This window comes from Streptomyces sp. NPDC058295 (assembly GCF_042880655.1).
Taxonomy (GTDB): Bacteria; Actinomycetota; Actinomycetes; order Streptomycetales; family Streptomycetaceae; genus Streptomyces; species Streptomyces coriariae.
This window is the reverse complement of the sequence record NZ_JBHVYO010000017.1, coordinates 1-17,945: the sequence shown is the minus strand read 5'-3', so window position 1 is coordinate 17,945 and position 17,945 is coordinate 1. Positions and strand designations below refer to the sequence as shown.

Below are 17,945 nucleotides of genomic sequence, written 5' to 3'. Positions count from 1 at the left end.
TGTCGAGGCGCACCGCGTCGCCGTGGTGGTGACGTGGTGCCGCGCGGTGCCTAGATCCGCAGGAGTTGGAGTTCCGCCAGGGAGGGTGGCGCGCGTGCGCTGTCCGGTGCCTCGGTCGCGTACGAGCGGACGGCGTCGGCGCGTACGGGGACGGTCACCGGGTCGGGGACGAGCGCGGGCAGGGCCGGCGCACCGCTCACCGCGGCAGCCAGGCAGGTCGGGTCGGCGTGATGGAGGTGTCCACCACCGCAGTCCCCACCGCCACCCGCGCAGTCGTCATGAGCGCTGCCCGAGACAGGGCCGGCCGTGACAGCGCCGGCCGTGACACTGCCGGCGGAGACGGCCGCCATGTGCTGGGGCGCGGCGTGTTCGTGGACGGTGCCGCCGGGGGCCAGGGCGTGCATGGCGAGCAGCCCGGCGAGAAGTCCGAGCACGACCAGTGCCCGCCACCGCGACACGGGCGGTCGCGCTAGGTGCTGCTGCTCGCGACTCCTCATCGGGGTCATCCTAGGCGGAACCTGCCCAACCCCTCCGCGCCGTCCTGGCATTGTGGTGCGCCGGGCACGAGGCGGAGCCGCGAGCGGCGGTCTCGGGGCGGCTTCGGCGCGCTGTCACCGAAGGTGTCCGATCCCGTACAGTCCGCTCAGCGCAAGTGCTCCGTCGCAGCCCAGCACGGCGGTCGACCAGGAGAAGAATCATGGAATCCGAAGCCGGTCACGGCTCAGTCCCGCTCGATTCCGGAACGGGGCGGCCGGTGCCCGAAGTCGAGCCCGGGCTCGTGGAACGGTGGCGCTCGGAGAGAGGCGAGCTGGTCGAGTTGCTGGCCCGGGTGCGTGAGCGGTGCGGCGGTGTGGCCGCGTTCCGGCTCGGGCCGTCCCGCACCGTGCTCGTCACCGACCCGTCGGCGGTCCAGCACGTCCTCGCCCGGTACCCGGAGCGGTACGTCAAGCGCTCCCACCGCGCCCGTCTGCTGATCGGCGACGGGGTCCTCGCCGCCACCGGTACGGCGTGGAAGCGTCAACGCCGCTTGTTGCAGTCCCAGTTCACCGGCATCGGGATGCGCCGCTACGAACAGCGGATCACCGAGGCCGCCCGGACCACCGCCGAGCGCTGGGCCGGGTACGCCCGTACCGGGCAGAGCCTCGATGTCGGGCGGGAGATGCGCCGCTTCGCCCTGGACGCCATCTGGCGCTCCCTCACCGGGCACCCCCTCGATGACGATACCGAGCGTGAACTGGACGCCGTGGCAGCCGTGGCGACCGCCCTGCCGACCCTGCCCGCGGACGCCTCCGCCGCACGGGACGCCGTCGCCGCCGATCTCGCCCGGATCGACGCGGTCGCCGGGCACGCCATCGAGGCCGCCCGCAACGGGGCGCCCGGCCCGGAAGGCCCGGGCCTGCTGCGTGTCCTGACCGACGCCGGCGCCGAACACCCCGAATACACCGACCAGTTGATCCGCGACGAACTGGTCACGCTGCTCACGGCCGGGCACGAGACCACCGCGACCACTCTGACCTGGCTGTATCTTCTCCTCGACCGGTACCCGGCCGCCCGCGAACAGGCGCTCGGCGCCGGCGGCGAAGGCTCGCCGGAGCGCCGCCAGGCCCTCCAGGCCCTGATCCACGAGACACTCCGGCTCTACCCGTCCGCGTGGATCCTGCCCCGCCACGCCGCCGAGGACGACGTCCTCGCCGGCTACACCGTCGAGGCGGGCACCGACCTCCTGGTCTGCCCGTACCTCACCCACCGCGATCCCGAACTGTGGCCTGACCCGGAGCACTTCGCCCCCCGGCGGTTCGTCACCCCGGGCGGTCGGCCCGAGCACCTGGGGGCCTACTTCCCCTTCGGTATCGGTCCCCGTGCCTGCCTCGGTGTGCAGTTCGCGCTGCGCGAGTCGACCGTCCTGCTCGAACACCTGCTGCCGGCCCATACGGTGGCCTTCTCCGCCACCCCCACCAAGGCGGTGTACGGCATCACCGTCCGGCCCGACGGGCCCACCGTCGCGACCCTGGTGGGTTAGGGCGCCCGGGTCACGACCGGTGTGCCGGTGCCGGTGCCGGTGTTGGTGCTGGTGCGGAGGTCCGCTGCGAGCGCGTCGAGCCATACCTCGATGTCGGTCAGGAGGGACCGGACCCGTGGCGGCACCTCGGAGGGCAGGGAGGGCGGCGGGGTAAGCCGGACATGGATGCCGCCCGGGGGGAAGTCGGCAGCCCGGACGATCGCTGTCTCCGCCTCCTCGCTGATGAGCCGGGCCCAGTGCAGGGCCGCGGGAGGCAGCTCGAGCGCGGGGTCCGTCCGGGGCAGCCAGTAGGCGCCGACCAGGACACGGGAGCCGAAGTTGAGGGCGGCGAGGTAGTCGGCTTCGGGCTCGCGGGCAGGGGAGGCGGGCTCGGTGCGGTACTGCGCGTACGAGCTCTCCGCGATGCGAAGCCGGTGCAGCGTCAGCCGGACGGCCCGGCGGGCGGCGTCGCCACGGCCCGCCGGGCCGTCGCCGGTCACGGTGGCGGTGGTCGCCCGCACGACGGGGGCAGCGGACCGGAGCAGCGCCGCCATGCTGCGCCGCGTCTCGGCGCGGGCCCCGAACGGCCAGGCGAGCACACCGCACAGCAGCCCGACCGCGCTCCCGGTCAGCACGTCCACGACCCGCATCTCCGCGAGCCGCCACGTCACGGGTGCGATCTGCGCGAACGCCGTGGAGACGACCAGGGTGAACAGTCCCTGCGCCCAGGCCGGACCCTCCAGCGGCCCCACCGCGAAGGCGATCAGCATCATCGGTACGAGCAGGTACGCGTACACGTCGGTGGCCTGGCCCGCCCCGATGAGGAGCAGACCGGCGGCGAGCGCGCCGGCCAGTGTGCCCATGACGGCCGCGCGGACGGCGGACCAGGTGGCGCCCGCCGTGGTCCGCCCCAGGGTCAGCACGGTCAGCAGCACCCAGAAGCCGTGCGACAGGTCGAGCGAGCCCGCCACCAGGCGGGCGAGCGCGAGACCGCACGCGCTGCGCAGCGCGTTCTGGAAGACGACGGAACGCCGCGTCAGATTGCCGGTGAGGCGGATGGTGAACAGGCGGACCGCCGGCATCCGCGCGTACCAGAACTGCTCCCGGGGCAGGCCGTACACCGGCCGACGGCCGTCCAGCGCCAGGGCGACCGCCGTGCGCACGGTCACGGCGGAGACCGCGGTCGTCAGCACCGTCGACTGCCGCACCAGCACCTGGTGCGGGCGGGAGCCCCGCCCGCCGGGGTCGCCGTCGCGTGCGGCCAGGAACTGGGCGATCATCTCCTCGATCAGCTCGGGCCCCACCGCGGGACGGGACCGGCGCAGCGCGCCTGCCGTCTCGGCGCAGGCCGCCGCGGTGCCGTGCAGGAGGTTCCGCGAGGCCGTGTCCGTGGCCGAGGGCGTGCAGTGCATCTCGGCGAGGGCGGCCAGCTGGTCGACAAGCCGCCGGGTCGCGGAACCCGCCTGGGCGAGCGCGCGGTCCGTCCGTCCCGCTCCGGTCGGGCGGGCCCCGGCAGGCTGCTGCGAGAAGCGCAGGCCCCGGCCCGCCGCACGCAGCCGTCCGGCCAGACCGGGCTCCGGGCCTTCGGTACGGATCAGGGAGCGGGCGGCTCGGGCCGCGAGATCCAGGGTGTCGGCGATCCGGTCGCCGTACGAAGGATCCGGCGGGTCGGGGAGCACCGCCACCTCGCACAGGACGAGGGCCGCCCCGCCGACGGCGACCCCGGTCAACCGCTGGGGCAGCGTCTCCGGGGCGAAGGGCGGGAAACAGGCGAGGATGTAGAACAGCTGAAGCCCGGGGACGGTGCCGGCCAGGCGCGGGCCGCACACCGAGCCGAACATCAGCACGAACCCGACGAGCAGCATGCCCACGACGGCCGACCAGGTCTGCACGGCGAGGGCCGTGCCGGCGGCGGTGAGGACGGCGGCGGGCGGCAAGGCCCGCAGCACGGTCACGGCACGGCGGCGACCGGACCCCGGCACCGGCGAGAGAACGCCGAACGCGATGGGCGTGAACAGGGCGTAGACCGCGGTCACGGGCTGATCGAGGAGATACGCGGCCGGATAGAACCCCGCCGCCGCGGCGACCGAGACACGCGTCGCACGCCGGCCTGCCCGGACGGATTCGGCGAGCGACGGCCGCTTGGGCATCAGCGCTCCCTTCCGCGCGCCACCGAGGATCATCCGCGGCTTTCAGTGTCGCGCGGGTCGGGTGGTCACGCAGTCGGGCGCGGAGGCCCGGGCCGTGCTCGGCCGGTCCCGAGGAGGCAGGGGGGCGGGCCGACTGGGCCGCCCGGAGGAGAGCGGAGATCGATCGCCCCGCTCCGGGGTATCCGGGAGGGAACCCGGGGACCTGAGGACCTGGGGACCCGAGGACCCGAGGAAAGGAACAGAAACACCATGACGACGTACGTGATCACCGTGCCGGGCACCTTCACCGCCGGAGTCGAGGACGAGACGCGGACGCGGCTGAGTCAGGCCCTGCGCCCGGCCGATCCGCACCACACGCGGATGGGCAACGCGCAGGACCTCGACCCGCTCACCGTGAACGAGGACGACACGTTCACCATCCGGCTCGCCGTCGAAGCGGACAGCGGTCCGCACGCGGAGGAGGACGCCCGCAGGCTCGCGGACTCCGCCCTGCACGCCGCGGGGCTCGACGACACCAGCGCGCCGCTCGGACCGGCGGTGGTCACCGGCATCGACTCCGACGTGTGAGCCGGCCGCGCGAGCCGGGGCCGCGAGGGGCCCCGGCTGGGCGGACCGACGCTAGGTCGGACGGCAACGGACGCCGCCGTCCGCCTTCGGCCCTCCGCTGTCGGGCCTTCGACGTCGGCCGTCCGCCGGTCAGTGACCGCCTCGGCCGTGCGTCAGGCGCTGCCACACGGCCCCCGCCATGGCTGCCTCACCCTTGGCGTTGGGGTGCGCGGGAGCCGCGGGGGACGTGGGCTGCAACGGCTCGATCCACCGCTCCGCCGGGGGCTTGCACATGTCGTGGCCGATGGTCGGGCCGTAGGTGTCTACGTACTCGGCGTGGTTCCAGCGCGCCACCAGACGGAGCATCAGGTTGAGCCGCTTGCCGGTGTCCCGCAGGTAGGGGAAGTCCTGCGTGGCGAAGGGCACCGAGGGCGCGCAGCCGCTGCCGTCGTCGGGCAGCAGGTCCGGGTACCCGACGACGAGGATCCGGGCGTGCGGGGCGCGGTCGTGCACGGCCTGGAGCACCCGGGCGACCTTGGGGCCGGTTCTGGCTATCGCCACGGTGAGCTGGTCGACGCCCGAGGCGTTGTAGTGGCGCTGGCACGGGTTGCCGGTCGGGTCCTGCGCGGACAGCTGGGCGCAGGTGCCGATGATGGAGCCGAAGCCCATGTCGTTGCCGCCGATCTGGACGGTCACGAGGTCGGTGTTGCGGCCCACCGCGTCGAGCTGGGGGCCGTTGGTGCCCTGTGGCTTCCACATCTGCTCGGTGGTCGCCCCGCCGCAACTGACGTCCTTGAACGTGGTCGTACGCAGCCGCGCGGCCACGATCGAGGGGTAATTGTGGTCGGAGCGCGCGCAGTTGGCGTCCACCTGCTGGGGGATGAGAGGGCCGGAGGTGTAGGAGTCGCCGAGCGCCACATATCGATCGCCGCCGCCTCCGCCCCCACCCCCGCCGTGCGCCGCTGCCGGTGCCGCGGAAGCGGCGACCAGCGCACAACTGCCCAGTGCGGCCATGAAGGTGACGCCCTTTCGGCGGTGGCCGCCCGGTCCTCCCGTGCGAACGTCGCGCTGCATCGAGTTCCTCCCCCTTGAAGCCCACGCCCCGTCGACGACGCCGTCCCGTACGGTCGGCGTACCGTTCGACTGGGCTTGTATACCGTCCAGTAGGTCACCGGGGCCAGAGCCGGGAGCGAACCCGTTGCCGCAAGAAGCGGGGGGACCGCGTCCGGTGCGGGGAGCCGCGCCCGTCTCCTTTGTCCCTCGTCAGGCGCGGACGCCGCGCAGCAGGTTGGCGATCAGGTTCGTCGCGAACTCCTCGGTGATGGGCAGGCTGGGCATCAGCAGACGGTGGTAACAGGCGCCCCACAACTGGTCCACGAGGATCTCGGGATCGATATCGGAGCGCAGCTGACCTTCTGTCTGTGCCCGCCGCATCCGCCGGACCGCCAGTTCCCGCCGCGGGCCCGAGTAGCGTTCCAGCAGGGCGGCGGACAGCTCGGGATCGGTCTGTGCCTGGCCGATGAGCTCGGCGATGACCCGCCCGGCGGGCGTCTCGGTGAGTATCCGTACGAACGCGCGGAGCTGTGCCGTGAGGTCGGCCTCGACGTCGTCGCTCTCCGGGAAGGCCAGTACGGACTCCACGGCGTGGAAGTAGCCGTCGAGGGCGAGCGCGCCCTTGGACGGCCACCATTTGTAGATCGTCGTCTTGCTGACCCCGGCCCGCTCGGCGACCGCCTCGATGGTGAACGTGCCCATGCCCCGGTCGAGGAGCAGGGCGCCGGCCGCGTCGAGAACGTCCGCCCGCACCTCGGCGGCAGGCCGCCGACCCCGACCGCGCCGTGGTCGGGGGGCGGCTTCGGGTTCCGACCGTTCCTGCATCGCGCCGACCTCCAGGCATCGTCCGACAGGCCCACAGCCTTGCATATGGACGCAGCGTTCACAACGTGGTTATATGGACTCAACGTTCATAAAGGAACTGGAGGCCAGATCATGTCCGAGACCACACGCGTCGCCCTCGTCACCGGCGCATCCGGAGGGATCGGCCGGGCCGTGGCCCGGCGGCTCGCGGCCGAGGGCATGGCCGTCGGCGTGCACTACGCGGGCAACAAGGTGGCGGCGGAGGAGACCGTCGCCGCCGTCGAGGCGGCCGGCGGCCGGGCGATCGCGGTCACCGGAGACGTGGCCGACGAGGAAGCCATGGCCGACGCCTTCTCGGCGGTGGAAGGGGCGTTCGGCGGGATCGACGTCGTGGTCCACACCGCCGGTGTGATGACCCTGGCGCCGATCGCCGAATTCGATCTCGACGCGTTCGACCGGCTGATGCGGACCAACGTCCGGGGTGCTTTCGTCGTGGCCCGGGAGGCGGCGCGCCGTGTCCGCGACGGCGGGGCGGTGGTCACCTTCTCCACCTCGGTGACCCGGCTGGCCTTCCCCGGGTACGCGCCCTACGCGGCGAGCAAGGGGGCCGTCGAGGCCATGACGCTGGTGCTGGCCCGCGAGATGCGCGGCCGGGACGTCACCGTCAACGCCGTCGCGCCCGGCCCGACCGCGACCCCGCTCTTCCTCGAGGGCAAAGACCAGGAGATGATCGACCGCCTCGCCGCGCAGCCCCCGCTGGAGCGTCTCGGGACACCCGACGACATCGCCGAGACCGTGGCCTTCCTGGCGGGCCCGGGGCGTTGGGTCAACGGGCAGGTCCTCTTCGTGAACGGCGGCGTCGCCTGATACCTCGACCCGCCCTGCCCGGCTGGCACTTCGCACCCCGGTAGCGATCGGGAACGCGTCGTCCTGTATAAAAATACCAAACGCGCGGTTTACTTGTAGATCGCCGGGTGGGATGCTCTCCACGTTCCGGGTCGGCGGGCCCGGTCCCGCGTCGTCCTGTACGGGCTGAGGAGGGGGAGACCTGATGGGCATGCAGGCGCGAGCGGTGCGCACACGTCAGTCTCTGGTCCGAGCGGCTGCCGAGCTGTTCGCCGCCGAGGGGTACGCGCGGGCGTCCCTTCCCGTCATCAGTGAGCGGGCGGGTGTCAGTACCGGCGCCCTGCACTTCCACTTCGCGAGCAAGAGCGATCTCGCCGAGGAGGTGGAGAGGGCGGCGGCGGACTCCGTGGAGGAACTGGCGAACCGATGTCGCAGCACGGCGGACACGCTGTTGCAGTCCCTGGTCCACACGGCGTGCAGCCTGCTCCTGGCCGTGGTCACCGATCCCGTGATCAGGGCGGGGTTCCGGCTCAGCGATGATCCGTCCCGCAAGAACGGGGCGCAGATGCTGCAATGGTGGCGGGCGTGGGTGCACGATCTCATCGTCCAGGCGCAGCAGGAGGGGGAGCTCGCCCAGGACGTCTCGGTCGACGCCGCGACGACCGTGATCGTGGCGGCGACGGCGGGGTTCGAGGTGTTGGGTGCCACCGACCGCGACTGGCTCTCGGCGGAGCGCGTGACACAGCTGTGGACCTTCCTCCTGCCTTGGCTGGCGGGCTCACCGGACCACGCCCCGTTGCTGTCGGGGATCGGGGAGGCCCTGGAGGACCTGTCCGAATAGCCGAAGACCGGTGTTCTGCGGGACGGGTGCGCCGGGAACGTCACCGCTTGGACTCGCCTTCGTTTGACGAGAGACCGGGAAGCGGCGGGCGGAACGACGGAGGGTTCTGACCGCCAAGCACCGAGGGCAGGGGCGGTAGGCGGTGGTAGTACGTCAAGACGCCCCGCCGAGCCGTGCGGGGCACTCACCGGCAAGCCCAGATCAGGCCGTTTGCCGGTGAATGGAGAGCACGGCACTGAGTGCGGCGGCGCCGTCGAGGAGGGCTTTGGATCGAGCGGTGATGCTCGCGTCCCTGTCAGCCAGCGCCGAAACGACATCCTCTGATCGGCGGGTGCGCCGCAGCTCCGGCATGAGGGCCCGAAGGGGCGTGATGCGGTACCCGGCCTTGCGCAGTTGATGAACGATCCGCGCATCCCGCACCTGAGTCGGTGTGTAGCGTCGCGTTCCGCGCACGGGGTCGCGGTCCGGGATGACGAGAGCCTCCGCATCCCAGTGCCGCAACGTCGAAGGGCGCACTCCCAGGGTGGAGGCGAGTGCGGAGACGCTCATCGAGTCCGACGCGCGCACGTCTTCGATCGGCTCGCTGGAGATCGCGTGGGCGGCCTCCTCGGCCTGCCTCAGTTCCGCGCGTTCTGTGTCGAGCCGGGCGTGCGCGGTGTCGAGAAGGGCAAGCGCCCGCGAGGTGGGGAACCGGTGGAAGGCCCGCACGATCTTCTTGGCCTCGATCGGCCCCACGCCCGCGGCCAGGGCTCGGTAGGCCAGTGCGGACTGCAGATGTACCTCCCCATAGATCCGGTAGCCCGTGGCCGTGCGTGTCGCGGGCGGAAGCACACCGTCGCGCTCCAGATTGCGAACTTGCTGAGCGGAGTACCCGACGCGCCGCGCGACATCAGCGGTACGCATATCCCCTGATTTGAGACTTGGCATCCCGGCATCCCTCTATCTCGGCCTCAAAGTCTCCAAGAGCACTTGAATGCAACGCTAGAGCACATGACCATCGACGAGATCATCGACTTCGTGGGCGGCCTCGACGGCGTCCTGACCATCAGGCCCGCACCCGGTGACGGCACGCCGGAAATCAGCTGGGGGGACACGTTCTTTTACTACGCGCCTGACGGCACCGTTCCGACGACGGCCCAACCGTTCGCTACGGTCGTGACCAAGGACTACCCCGGTGATGAGGCATCGCGTCTGGACCGGCCGGACGCCTTCCGCGTGAATATCGCCGCCGGGAAGGAAGCGTTCATCCAGTGGACCGGTCACGCACCACGCGAACCGGCCTCCGCCGAGGTCGACCCCGGCGCCACCGACACCGTGATCGCGCACCCCGTCTACGGCACCGTCGGCTGGCTCGCAGTGGTGAGCCCGGGCGAGCGCACTGAAGCGCCAACACGTGAGCTGCTGCGTGCGGCCCATCACCTCGCACGCTCACGCCATGAGCGACGCGCTGAATCAACAACGCGATGAAGGATCTACGGTCGCGGCGGGAGCGGGCCGAGAGGGCGAAGACGGAGCCGACCCCTCCCGCGCAGCTGAAGTACCTCGCACTCTCGTGGAGAAGGTCCGGCTCGGGAGCGTCCGGGTCACGCAGCGGGCGCAAAGCGCCGGCCGCGGGGGCGGAGGCATGCATCTGGCGGCGGCTGGCGGCGGTAGGTGTCGTCGACCGGGTCGACCACGGCGAGCAGGTGCAGGGTCTTTTGCTTCCGATGGGGCCCGGAAAACGGTCCGGTGGACGTGGTCGTTCCCGCCCTTGACCTTTCCGTCGACGTCCGCTCAACAGGCCTGGTGGCATGCGCTGTTGGGATTTGCTTTTCCGGCTCGGTGTGGGCAACGAGAATCCCCCTCTTCGTGCGAGCGCCGTCCCGCCGCAGGGGCCTTGACCTCCGGTGGGCGCTCACCCATGCTCGTTGCGACACGCGAGATACGTGTCGTAATGAGCAACATCAGTCGAGGTCTCGTACCAGCCGAGGAGTGGCCATGACGCACCAGGTCCGTGCTGTTGTCGCGCGGGGCAAGGGCGCCCCCGTCAGCCTGGAGACGATCATCGTGCCGGATCCCGGGCCAGGCGAGGCGCTGGTGAAGATCGAAGCCTGCGGGGTCTGTCACACCGATCTGCACTACCGCGAGGGCGGCATCAACGACGACTTCCCCTTCCTGCTGGGGCACGAGGCCGCGGGTGTCGTGGAGTCGGTGGGGGAGGGTGTCACCGACGTGGCGCCAGGCGACTTCGTCATCCTCAACTGGCGTGCGGTGTGCGGCCGGTGCCGCGCCTGTCGGCGTGGACGGCCCTGGTACTGCTTCGCCACCCACAACGCCGAGCGGAAGATGACCCTCGCCTCGACCGGGCAGGAGCTGTCCCCGGCGCTCGGTATCGGCGCGTTCGCGGAGAAGACGCTGGTGGCGGCCGGCCAGTGCACCAAGGTCGACCGGGCCGCGTCGGCGGCCGCCGCGGGACTGCTCGGCTGCGGGGTGATGGCGGGCATCGGCGCCGCCATCAACACCGGGAACGTCGGACGCGGTGACAGCGTGGCCGTCATCGGGTGCGGCGGCGTCGGGGACGCGGCGGTCGTCGGGTCGCGGCTGGCGGGCGCCGCGAAGATCATCGCGCTGGACATCGACGACCGGAAGCTGGCCACGGCCAGGAAGCTGGGCGCGACCCACACCGTCAACTCCAGGGAGTCCGACCCGGTCGACGCGATCCGCGAGCTGACCGGCGGTTTCGGCGCCGACGTGGTCATCGAGGCGGTGGGCCGCCCGGAGACGTACCGGCAGGCCTTCTACGCCCGCGACCTCGCCGGCACGGTCGTCCTGGTCGGTGTGCCGAACCCGGAGATGAAGCTCGAGCTGCCGCTGCTGGACGTCTTCGGGCGCGGCGGCACGCTGAAGTCGTCCTGGTACGGAGACTGTCTGCCCTCGCGCGACTTCCCCGTGCTCATCGACCTCTATCTACAGGGGCGGCTGGAGCTGGACGCCTTCGTCACGGAGACCATCGGGCTGGACGAGGTCGAGAAGGCCTTCGACCGTATGCACGGTGGCGAGGTCCTGCGCTCGGTGGTGGTCCTCTGATGACCGGCGCGCGCATCGCACCCCTGGCCACCTCGGGGACGTTCTCGCTGGACGGCGGCACCTGCGACAGCCAGTGACTCGACCGGGGCTTCTGAACCCCCGGTGGGCAGAGGGCGAAGCGCCCGTTTCCTCCCCCGCCACGGGGAGGAGACGGGCCGCCCTCATGGTCCCCGGCGGGATGGCGGCAGCCACTCGCCGTGTTGCCTATGGCGCACGGTATTGCGTCAGAAGCAACGTCAGGTGCCGAGTTGTACGGCTCGTGAATGCCTTGACAAGGATTCGGGCCGACTTCAGACTGATGTTGCGCTTACCGCAATCCGTTTCGTTATACGCACCGAGGTGTCATGAAGATTCCCGCGTGCCGTCTCGCGGATCTCCCGCGAGGTGAGGCCTTCCGGCTCGACATCGATCCGCCGGTCTCGGTGTTCCATACCGACGACGGCGAGCTCTTCGCCATCGACGACACCTGCACCCATCAGGACGCCTCGCTCGCCGACGGCTGGCTGGAGGGATGCGAGGTGGAATGCCCGTTGCATGCCTCGAAGTTCGACCTGCGCACCGGCGCCGTCGATGCCCCGCCGGCCAAGCTCCCGGTGCGCACGCACGAGGTCGTCGTCGAGGACGGCATGATCCACGTCCGGGTCTCGACGGACGCCCCCAACCTGCCGCCCTGCGTCGCGTCCCGGCTCGCCGGGGGTACCGCGTGAGGACCGTGGCCGTGGTGGGCGCCTCGCTCGCCGGACTGTCGGCGGCGCGCTCGCTGCGGAAGCAGGGCTACGACGGGCGGCTCGTCGTCATCGGTGACGAGCTCCATCGCCCGTACGACCGGCCGCCGCTGTCCAAGGAGTTCCTGGCCGGCACCCTCGGCGAGGCCGATCTCGCGCTGGAGGCGCAGGACGAGGACCTGGGCGCGGAGTGGCTGCTCGGCACCCGCGCCACCGGCCTGGACCGCACCGACCGTGCCGTGCGGCTGGCCGACGGGCGGGAGGTCCGCGTCGACGGCCTCGTCATCGCCACCGGCGCCGCCGCGCGCCGGCTCCCCGGCTCCGACGGCCTGGCCGGCGTGCACGTCCTGCGCACCCTGGACGACGCCCGCGCCCTGCGCGACGAACTGGCCCGGGGTGGGCGGCTGGTGGTGATCGGCGGCGGCTTCATCGGCGCCGAGGTGGCCTCCACCGCCTACGCCCTGGGGCTCGACGTGACGGTCGTGGAGGTGGCCCCGACGCCACTGGCCGGGCCGCTCGGCGCGGCCATGGGCGGCATCGTCTCCGGCCTGCACGCGGACCACGGTGTACGGCTGCTGTGCGGTGTGGGTGTCAAGGGGCTGAGCGGGGAGCGGAGTGTGGACGCCGTGCTGCTCGAGGACGGCCGCAGCATCCCGGCCGACATCGTCGTCGTCGGCGTGGGTGCCCGCCCGTGCGTGGAGTGGCTCGAGGGGTCCGGTGTCGAGCTCGACAACGGCGTCAAGTGCGGCGCCGACGGCCGCACCGCCCTGGCCGGGGTGGTCGCGGTCGGCGACTGCGCCAACTGGTACGACCCCCGCGCCGCCGCCCACCGCCGCGTCGAGCACTGGACCGGCGCGCGGGAGCGCCCCGACGCCGCCGTCGCCACGCTGCTGGCGGGGGGCGCGGTGCCGCCCGGCGTGCCCCGGCCGCCGTACTTCTGGTCCGACCAGTACGGCGTCAGGATCCAGTTCGCCGGTCACGCGGCCGGCGCCGACAGCGTGACCGTCGAGGAAGGCGCCGTGGGCGACCGCAACGTCCTGGCCGTCTACCGGCGTGCCGGAGATCCGGTCGCGGTGCTCGGCATGAACCAGCCGCGGCTGTTCACGCGCTGGCGCAAGCAGCTCGCCGCCGCCACGTCTTGACACCGCCCCTGTGGCATCCCATGCTGCCGTTGCCTATGGCACGCAGCGTTGCTTCATGCACAACGCCGTCCGGAGTCGCTCTTCCCGGCGCGTGAATGTCCCCTCCACGACGTTTCCCGAGGAGTGCCCTGTGACCTCGACCAGTCTGCCGGACAGCCTGATCGCCACCCTCCCCGGCTCCTCCTACACGGATCCGGCGATCTTCGCCCAGGAGCAGGAGCGCATATTCGAGACCATGTGGTTCTGCGTCGCGCGCGCCTCGGAGCTGGCGAAGCCCGGCGCCTTCCGTACCGTCGACGTGGGCCGCGAGAGCATCCTCGTGACCCGCGCGCGGGACAACGCCGTTCGTGCCTACTTCAATGTGTGCCGGCATCGCGGAGCCAAGCTCTGCACCGAGGAGACGGGCGAGGTCAAGCGGGCCTTCCAATGCCCGTACCACGCCTGGACGTACGACCTGAACGGCAAGCTCGTCGCGGCGCCCAACCTCACCAAGATGCCCGACGTCGGGCGCACCGAGTACGGTCTGGTCGCCGTGGCGGTGCGCGAATGGCTCGGCTATGTCTGGGTGTGCCTCGCGGAGGACCCGCCGTCCTTCGAGGAGGCCGTCATCGGTGATGTCGTCGCCCGCCTCGGCGATGTGGAGTCGATCGAGCGCTACGACATCGACAACCTGTCGGTCGGCCGGCGCATCGTCTACGACGTGAAGGCGAACTGGAAGCTCATCATCGAGAACTTCATGGAGTGCTACCACTGCGCCACGATCCACCCCGAACTCACCGAGGTGCTGCCCGAGTTCGCCGACGGGTACGCCGCGCAGTACTACGTCGGGCACGGTGCGGAGTTCGGTGAGGAGGTGCAGGGGTTCACGGTCGACGGTTCCGAGGGGCTGGACCGCATCCCCGGGGTGGCGGACGACCAGGACCGCCGCTACTACGCGATCACCGTCAGGCCTCAGGTCTTCGTCAACCTCGTCCCCGACCATGTCATCTTCCACCGGATGTACCCGGTGGCCGTCGACCGCACGATCGTCGAGTGCGACTGGCTCTATCTTCCGCACGTCGTCGAGAGCGGCAAGGACGTCAGCCGGTCCGTGGAGCTCTTCGACCGGGTCAACCGGCAGGACTTCGACGCGTGCGAGCGCACACAGCCCGGGATGAGCTCCCGTATGTACGCCAAGGGCGGGGTGCTGGTGCCCAGTGAGCACCACATCGGCGCGTTCCACGACTGGGTGAACGAGCGCCTGGGCGGCCGTCCACGGTAGTCGGGCAGGTCAGCCCAGGTAGCCCATCCGGTGGCTGATCTCCTCGGCGCCCTTGAGCAGCACCGGGGAGAGCTCGTGCAGACGCTCCTCGGTGAAGCGGTAGGCGGGACCCGAGGCGCTGAGCGCCGCGATGACCTCTCCGTCGCGGTTGCGGACCGGCGCGGCCATGGCGTGCAGGCCGATCTCCAGCTCCTCCAGGGTCCAGGCGTAGCCGCGCTCCCGGGCCTCGGCGAGGTTCTTCTCGATCTTGGTCTTCGCGGTGATGGTGCGCGGGGTGACCTTCTTCATCCCGGTCTCGGCCAGCAGTGCGGCGCGCTCCTTGGCGGGAAGGTGGGCCAGCAGGATCTTGCCGCTGGAGGTGGCGTGCAACGGGGTCAGCTGGCCGACCCAGTTGTGCGCGGTGATGGCCCCGGGGCCGCGCACCTGGTAGAGGTTGATCGCGTAGTGCTCCTGCATGACGGCGATGTTGACCGTCTCACCGATCTCCTCGGCGAGGCGCTCACAGACGGGGCGGCCCTGCTGGGTGATGTCGATGCGGCCGGTCACGGCACCGGCCAGGCGAACGATGCCGAAGCCGAGGCGGTACTTGCCGCGCTCGCCCGCCTGCTCCACCAGACCGCGCGCCTCCAGGGCGCCGAGCAGACGAAACGCGGTGGACTTGTGCACGTCGATTTCGCCGGCCACCTCGCTGACGCCCGCCTCGCCGCGCTGGGCGAGGATTTCGAGGACGCTGATGGCGCGGTCCACCGACTGCACTCCGCCGGCCTGCGAACCTGTCGTTTCGGTGTCTTGGCTGTGGTTGCTCACAGCACAACTATACGCGCAGTAAACAACTCGACCGCAAGCAACGAAGCCGAAACAAAGACCTTGCAAGTTGCGTCGTTCGCAACCTGGTGCGCATGACGCTACCGCTATTAGCATGCCTCGCGTATCTACGGCGCGAGCGAGACGAGGCACCATGGCTCCCCTGCAATACGACTTCGTCATCGTCGGCGGCGGATCGGCCGGCAGCGCACTGGCGAACAGACTCTCCGCGGACCCGGCGAACCGGGTGCTGGTGCTGGAGGCCGGGCGTTCCGACTACCCATGGGATGTCTTCATCCATATGCCCGCGGCGTTGACCTACCCGATCGGCAGCCGGTTCTACGACTGGAAGTACGAGTCCGAGCCCGAGCCCCACATGGGGGGCAGGCGGGTCTACCACGCGCGCGGCAAGGTGCTCGGCGGTTCCAGCAGCATCAACGGCATGATCTTCCAGCGCGGCAACCCGATGGACTACGAGCGCTGGGCGGCCGACCCCGGCATGGAAACCTGGGACTACGCGCACTGTCTGCCGTACTTCCGGCGCATGGAGAACTGTCTCGCCGCCGACCCGGACGACGAGTTCCGCGGCCACGACGGCCCCCTCGTCCTCGAACGCGGTCCCGCGACCAACCCGCTCTTCGGCGCCTTCCTCGAGGCCACCCGGGAAGCCGGCTACGCGCCCACCGACGACGTCAACGGCTTCCGGCAGGAGGGGTTCGCCAAGTTCGACCGCAACGTCCACCGCGGACGCCGCCTGTCGGCCTCGAAGGCGTACCTCAAGCCCGTCAGGAAACGGCCCAACCTCACGGTCAGGACCCGCACCCTCGTCACGCGGGTGCTCTTCGAGGGCAAGCGGGCCGTCGGTGTCGAGTACCGGCGCGGCAAGGGCGCACCCCAGCGGGTCCGGGCCGCCGAGGTCATCCTGTGCGGCGGCGCGATCAACTCCCCGCAGCTGCTCCAGCTCTCCGGCGTCGGCAACGCGCAGGAGCTGAGCGCCCTCGGCATCGACGTCGTGCACGACCTTCCGGGCGTCGGCGAGAACATGCAGGACCACCTGGAGGTCTACGTCCAGTACGCCTGTAAGCAACCGGTCTCCATGCAGCCGTACATGGCCAAGTGGCGTGCCCCCTTCATCGGGCTCCAGTGGCTCTTCCGCAAGGGACCCGCCGCGACCAACCACTTCGAGGCGGGCGGCTTCGCGCGCAGCAACGAGGACGTCGACTACCCCAACCTGATGTTCCACTTCCTGCCGATCGCGGTCCGCTACGACGGTTCCTCGCCGGCCGGCGGCCACGGCTACCAGGTGCACGTGGGCCCCATGTACTCAGACGCCATCGGCTCGGTGAAGATCAAGAGCAAGGACCCGCACGAGCACCCGGCCCTGCGCTTCAACTACCTCTCCACCGAGCAGGACCGCCGCGAGTGGGTCGAGGCGATCCGGGTGGCCCGCAGGATCCTCGACCAGCCCGCGCTCGCCCCCTACAACGACGGGGAGGTCTCGCCCGGCCGGACGGTGGAGTCGGACGAGGAGATCCTCGCCTGGGTCGCGAAGGAGGGCGAGACGGCCCTGCACCCGTCCTGTACGTGCAAGATGGGCACCGACGAGATGTCCGTCGTCGACCCCACCAGCATGCGGGTGCACGGCATGGAGGGGCTGCGCGTGGTGGACGCCTCGGTGATGCCGTACGTCACCAACGGCAACATCTACGCGCCGGTGATGATGATCGCCGAGAAGGCCGCCGACCTGATCCTCGGCAAGGAGCCGCAGCCGCCGTCGAAGGCCGTGTACTACCGTCACCGCGATGCCCAGCAGGCCGGGTAGACGTTGGCCGGTCCAGGGCTGAGGGCGCTGCTGGAGGGCGTCCGCTACGAGGTGCTGCCCGCGAAGGCGACCGAGGACAAGGTCCTCGCCCATGTCCCGCGCGAGGTCGTCGTCACCGTGACGGCGTCGCCGGTCAAGGGCCTGGAGCCGACCCTCGACCTCGCCACCCGGCTCGCGGCGCGCGGTTACCGCGTCGTCCCGCACGTACCCGCGCGGCTGCTGCGCGACGAGGTGCACCTGAAGGAGGTCGCCGATCGGCTGCGCGAGGCGGGCGTGGACGACGTGTTCGTCCCGGCGGGCGACGCCGACCCGCCGGCCGGGACCTACGACGGGTCGCTGCCGGTGCTGCGCCGGCTCGGTGAACTGGGCAGGCCCTTCGCGCACATCGGGATCGCCGGCTATCCCGAGAGCCATCCGCTCCTCCACGACGACATCACCGTGCAGGCCATGTGGGACAAGCGCGAGCACGCCACCTACCTCGTGAGCAACCTCTGCTTCGACCCTCGGGTGCTGGGGGACTGGCTCGTCCGGATCCGGCGCCGGGACATCACCCTGCCCGTCCACCTGGGCGTCGCGGGGCCGGTGCAACGGGCGAAGCTGCTGTCCATGGCGGCGAAGATCGGCGTGGGGGAGTCGACCCGTTTCCTGACCGGGCACGCCTCGTGGTTCCTGCGGTTCGCGGCCCCCGGCGGGTACTCACCCGACAGGCTGCTGGCGCGTACCGAGAAGGCGCTCACCGCGCCGTCGGCGGGCGTGGCGGGGCTGCACCTGTTCACGTTCAACCAGATCGCGGAGACGGAACGGTGGCGCCGCGCCGTGCTGGAGCGGCTGGAAAGCTGAACGCCCTTCGTATACGGAAAGGGGGGCGGGGCCGGAAGTCCGGCCC

At 71.1% G+C, this 17,945-nt stretch carries 17 protein-coding genes; 11 read left to right on the top strand and 6 right to left on the bottom strand.

The window, feature by feature from the left end; translation table 11 throughout:
* Positions 1-50 precede the first annotated feature (50 nt).
* Positions 51-497, bottom strand: a complete 447-nt coding sequence (locus ACFVYS_RS19705) for a DUF6153 family protein (RefSeq protein ID WP_389503604.1) — start codon at positions 495-497, stop codon at positions 51-53.
* A gap of 200 nt (positions 498-697) precedes the next feature.
* Between ACFVYS_RS19705 and ACFVYS_RS19700 the strand changes: the two genes are divergently transcribed.
* A complete protein-coding gene (locus ACFVYS_RS19700) occupies positions 698-2,020 on the top strand; it encodes a cytochrome P450 (protein WP_389503602.1) in 1,323 nt (440 codons plus the stop codon).
* Here the strand turns inward: ACFVYS_RS19700 and ACFVYS_RS19695 are convergent.
* Positions 2,017-4,149 carry an FUSC family protein gene (locus ACFVYS_RS19695; RefSeq protein WP_389503600.1) on the bottom strand — a complete coding sequence of 711 codons (2,133 nt, stop codon included), beginning with the start codon at positions 4,147-4,149 and terminating at the stop codon, positions 2,017-2,019. The two genes, ACFVYS_RS19700 and ACFVYS_RS19695, sit on opposite strands and share 4 nt — an antisense overlap.
* A gap of 249 nt (positions 4,150-4,398) precedes the next feature.
* On the opposite strand from ACFVYS_RS19695, the gene ACFVYS_RS19690 reads away from it, so the two are divergent.
* On the top strand, positions 4,399-4,716 hold the full coding sequence (locus ACFVYS_RS19690; RefSeq protein ID WP_365120487.1) for a hypothetical protein: 318 nt from the start codon (positions 4,399-4,401) through the stop codon (positions 4,714-4,716).
* 129 nt (positions 4,717-4,845) lie between these two features.
* Here the strand turns inward: ACFVYS_RS19690 and ACFVYS_RS19685 are convergent, their stop codons facing one another.
* Positions 4,846-5,769: an SGNH/GDSL hydrolase family protein gene (locus tag ACFVYS_RS19685; RefSeq protein ID WP_389503598.1), complete on the bottom strand. Its 924-nt coding sequence runs from the start codon at positions 5,767-5,769 to the stop codon at positions 4,846-4,848.
* Positions 5,770-5,958: 189 nt separating this feature from the next.
* A complete protein-coding gene (locus ACFVYS_RS19680) occupies positions 5,959-6,573 on the bottom strand; it encodes a TetR/AcrR family transcriptional regulator (RefSeq protein WP_389503596.1) in 615 nt (204 codons plus the stop codon).
* 111 nt (positions 6,574-6,684) lie between these two features.
* Between ACFVYS_RS19680 and ACFVYS_RS19675 the strand changes: the two genes are divergently transcribed.
* The gene (locus ACFVYS_RS19675; protein ID WP_389503594.1) at positions 6,685-7,419 is read left to right on the top strand and encodes an SDR family oxidoreductase; all 735 of its coding nucleotides are present in this window, start codon (positions 6,685-6,687) and stop codon (positions 7,417-7,419) included.
* Between the two features lie 184 nt (positions 7,420-7,603).
* Complete coding sequence (locus ACFVYS_RS19670; RefSeq protein ID WP_389503592.1) at positions 7,604-8,239, top strand: ScbR family autoregulator-binding transcription factor; 636 nt, start codon at positions 7,604-7,606, stop codon at positions 8,237-8,239.
* 201 nt (positions 8,240-8,440) lie between these two features.
* On the opposite strand, the gene ACFVYS_RS19665 is transcribed toward ACFVYS_RS19670, so the two are convergent.
* Positions 8,441-9,142, bottom strand: coding sequence for a MerR family transcriptional regulator (locus ACFVYS_RS19665; RefSeq protein WP_389503590.1), 702 nt, complete (start codon positions 9,140-9,142; stop codon positions 8,441-8,443).
* An 87-nt stretch (positions 9,143-9,229) separates the two neighbouring features.
* Here ACFVYS_RS19665 and ACFVYS_RS19660 point away from each other — a divergent pair, with 87 nt between their 5' ends.
* The 5 genes from ACFVYS_RS19660 to ACFVYS_RS19640 all read left to right on the top strand — a co-directional run bounded on the left by ACFVYS_RS19660 (position 9,230) and on the right by ACFVYS_RS19640 (position 14,433).
* Positions 9,230-9,706, top strand: a complete 477-nt coding sequence (locus ACFVYS_RS19660; RefSeq protein WP_389503588.1) for a DUF6194 family protein — start codon at positions 9,230-9,232, stop codon at positions 9,704-9,706.
* 510 nt (positions 9,707-10,216) lie between these two features.
* A complete protein-coding gene (locus ACFVYS_RS19655; RefSeq protein WP_389503586.1) occupies positions 10,217-11,305 on the top strand; it encodes an S-(hydroxymethyl)mycothiol dehydrogenase in 1,089 nt (362 codons plus the stop codon).
* Positions 11,306-11,649: 344 nt separating this feature from the next.
* Positions 11,650-12,012 (top strand): bifunctional 3-phenylpropionate/cinnamic acid dioxygenase ferredoxin subunit, encoded by a 363-nt coding sequence (locus ACFVYS_RS19650; protein WP_054245245.1) that lies wholly within the window; start codon positions 11,650-11,652, stop codon positions 12,010-12,012.
* A complete protein-coding gene (locus tag ACFVYS_RS19645; RefSeq protein ID WP_389503584.1) occupies positions 12,009-13,172 on the top strand; it encodes an NAD(P)/FAD-dependent oxidoreductase in 1,164 nt (387 codons plus the stop codon). Before ACFVYS_RS19650 ends, ACFVYS_RS19645 begins: the two co-directional genes overlap by 4 nt.
* A gap of 130 nt (positions 13,173-13,302) precedes the next feature.
* A complete protein-coding gene (locus tag ACFVYS_RS19640) occupies positions 13,303-14,433 on the top strand; it encodes an aromatic ring-hydroxylating dioxygenase subunit alpha (RefSeq protein WP_389503582.1) in 1,131 nt (376 codons plus the stop codon).
* Between the two features lie 9 nt (positions 14,434-14,442).
* Here ACFVYS_RS19640 and ACFVYS_RS19635 read toward each other — a convergent pair whose 3' ends face one another.
* Entirely contained in the window at positions 14,443-15,189 is a 747-nt protein-coding gene (locus ACFVYS_RS19635; protein WP_389503843.1) for an IclR family transcriptional regulator, read from the bottom strand.
* Positions 15,190-15,391: 202 nt separating this feature from the next.
* Between ACFVYS_RS19635 and betA the strand changes: the two genes are divergently transcribed.
* Together betA and ACFVYS_RS19625 are read left to right on the top strand one after the other, a co-directional pair.
* On the top strand, positions 15,392-17,059 hold the full coding sequence (gene betA, locus ACFVYS_RS19630) for a choline dehydrogenase (RefSeq protein ID WP_389503580.1): 1,668 nt from the start codon (positions 15,392-15,394) through the stop codon (positions 17,057-17,059).
* 3 nt (positions 17,060-17,062) lie between these two features.
* A complete protein-coding gene (locus ACFVYS_RS19625) occupies positions 17,063-17,899 on the top strand; it encodes a 5,10-methylenetetrahydrofolate reductase (protein WP_389503578.1) in 837 nt (278 codons plus the stop codon).
* The last annotated feature ends 46 nt before the right edge of the window (positions 17,900-17,945 follow it).

What these genes read in the sequence shown, in the direction of transcription:
- ACFVYS_RS19675 (WP_389503594.1), top strand. Translation starts at nt 6,685, where the DNA reads ATGTCCGAGACCACACGCGTCGCCCTCGTCACCGGCGCATCCGGAGGG.
- ACFVYS_RS19685 (WP_389503598.1), bottom strand. Translation starts at nt 5,769, where the DNA reads ATGCAGCGCGACGTTCGCACGGGAGGACCGGGCGGCCACCGCCGAAAG.
- ACFVYS_RS19695 (WP_389503600.1), bottom strand. Translation starts at nt 4,149, where the DNA reads ATGCCCAAGCGGCCGTCGCTCGCCGAATCCGTCCGGGCAGGCCGGCGT.
- ACFVYS_RS19705 (WP_389503604.1), bottom strand. Translation starts at nt 497, where the DNA reads ATGAGGAGTCGCGAGCAGCAGCACCTAGCGCGACCGCCCGTGTCGCGG.
- ACFVYS_RS19660 (WP_389503588.1), top strand. Translation starts at nt 9,230, where the DNA reads ATGACCATCGACGAGATCATCGACTTCGTGGGCGGCCTCGACGGCGTC.
- ACFVYS_RS19665 (WP_389503590.1), bottom strand. Translation starts at nt 9,142, where the DNA reads ATGCGTACCGCTGATGTCGCGCGGCGCGTCGGGTACTCCGCTCAGCAA.
- ACFVYS_RS19690 (WP_365120487.1), top strand. Translation starts at nt 4,399, where the DNA reads ATGACGACGTACGTGATCACCGTGCCGGGCACCTTCACCGCCGGAGTC.
- ACFVYS_RS19655 (WP_389503586.1), top strand. Translation starts at nt 10,217, where the DNA reads ATGACGCACCAGGTCCGTGCTGTTGTCGCGCGGGGCAAGGGCGCCCCC.
- betA (WP_389503580.1), top strand. Translation starts at nt 15,392, where the DNA reads ATGGCTCCCCTGCAATACGACTTCGTCATCGTCGGCGGCGGATCGGCC.
- ACFVYS_RS19700 (WP_389503602.1), top strand. Translation starts at nt 698, where the DNA reads ATGGAATCCGAAGCCGGTCACGGCTCAGTCCCGCTCGATTCCGGAACG.
- ACFVYS_RS19680 (WP_389503596.1), bottom strand. Translation starts at nt 6,573, where the DNA reads ATGCAGGAACGGTCGGAACCCGAAGCCGCCCCCCGACCACGGCGCGGT.
- ACFVYS_RS19650 (WP_054245245.1), top strand. Translation starts at nt 11,650, where the DNA reads ATGAAGATTCCCGCGTGCCGTCTCGCGGATCTCCCGCGAGGTGAGGCC.
- ACFVYS_RS19670 (WP_389503592.1), top strand. Translation starts at nt 7,604, where the DNA reads ATGGGCATGCAGGCGCGAGCGGTGCGCACACGTCAGTCTCTGGTCCGA.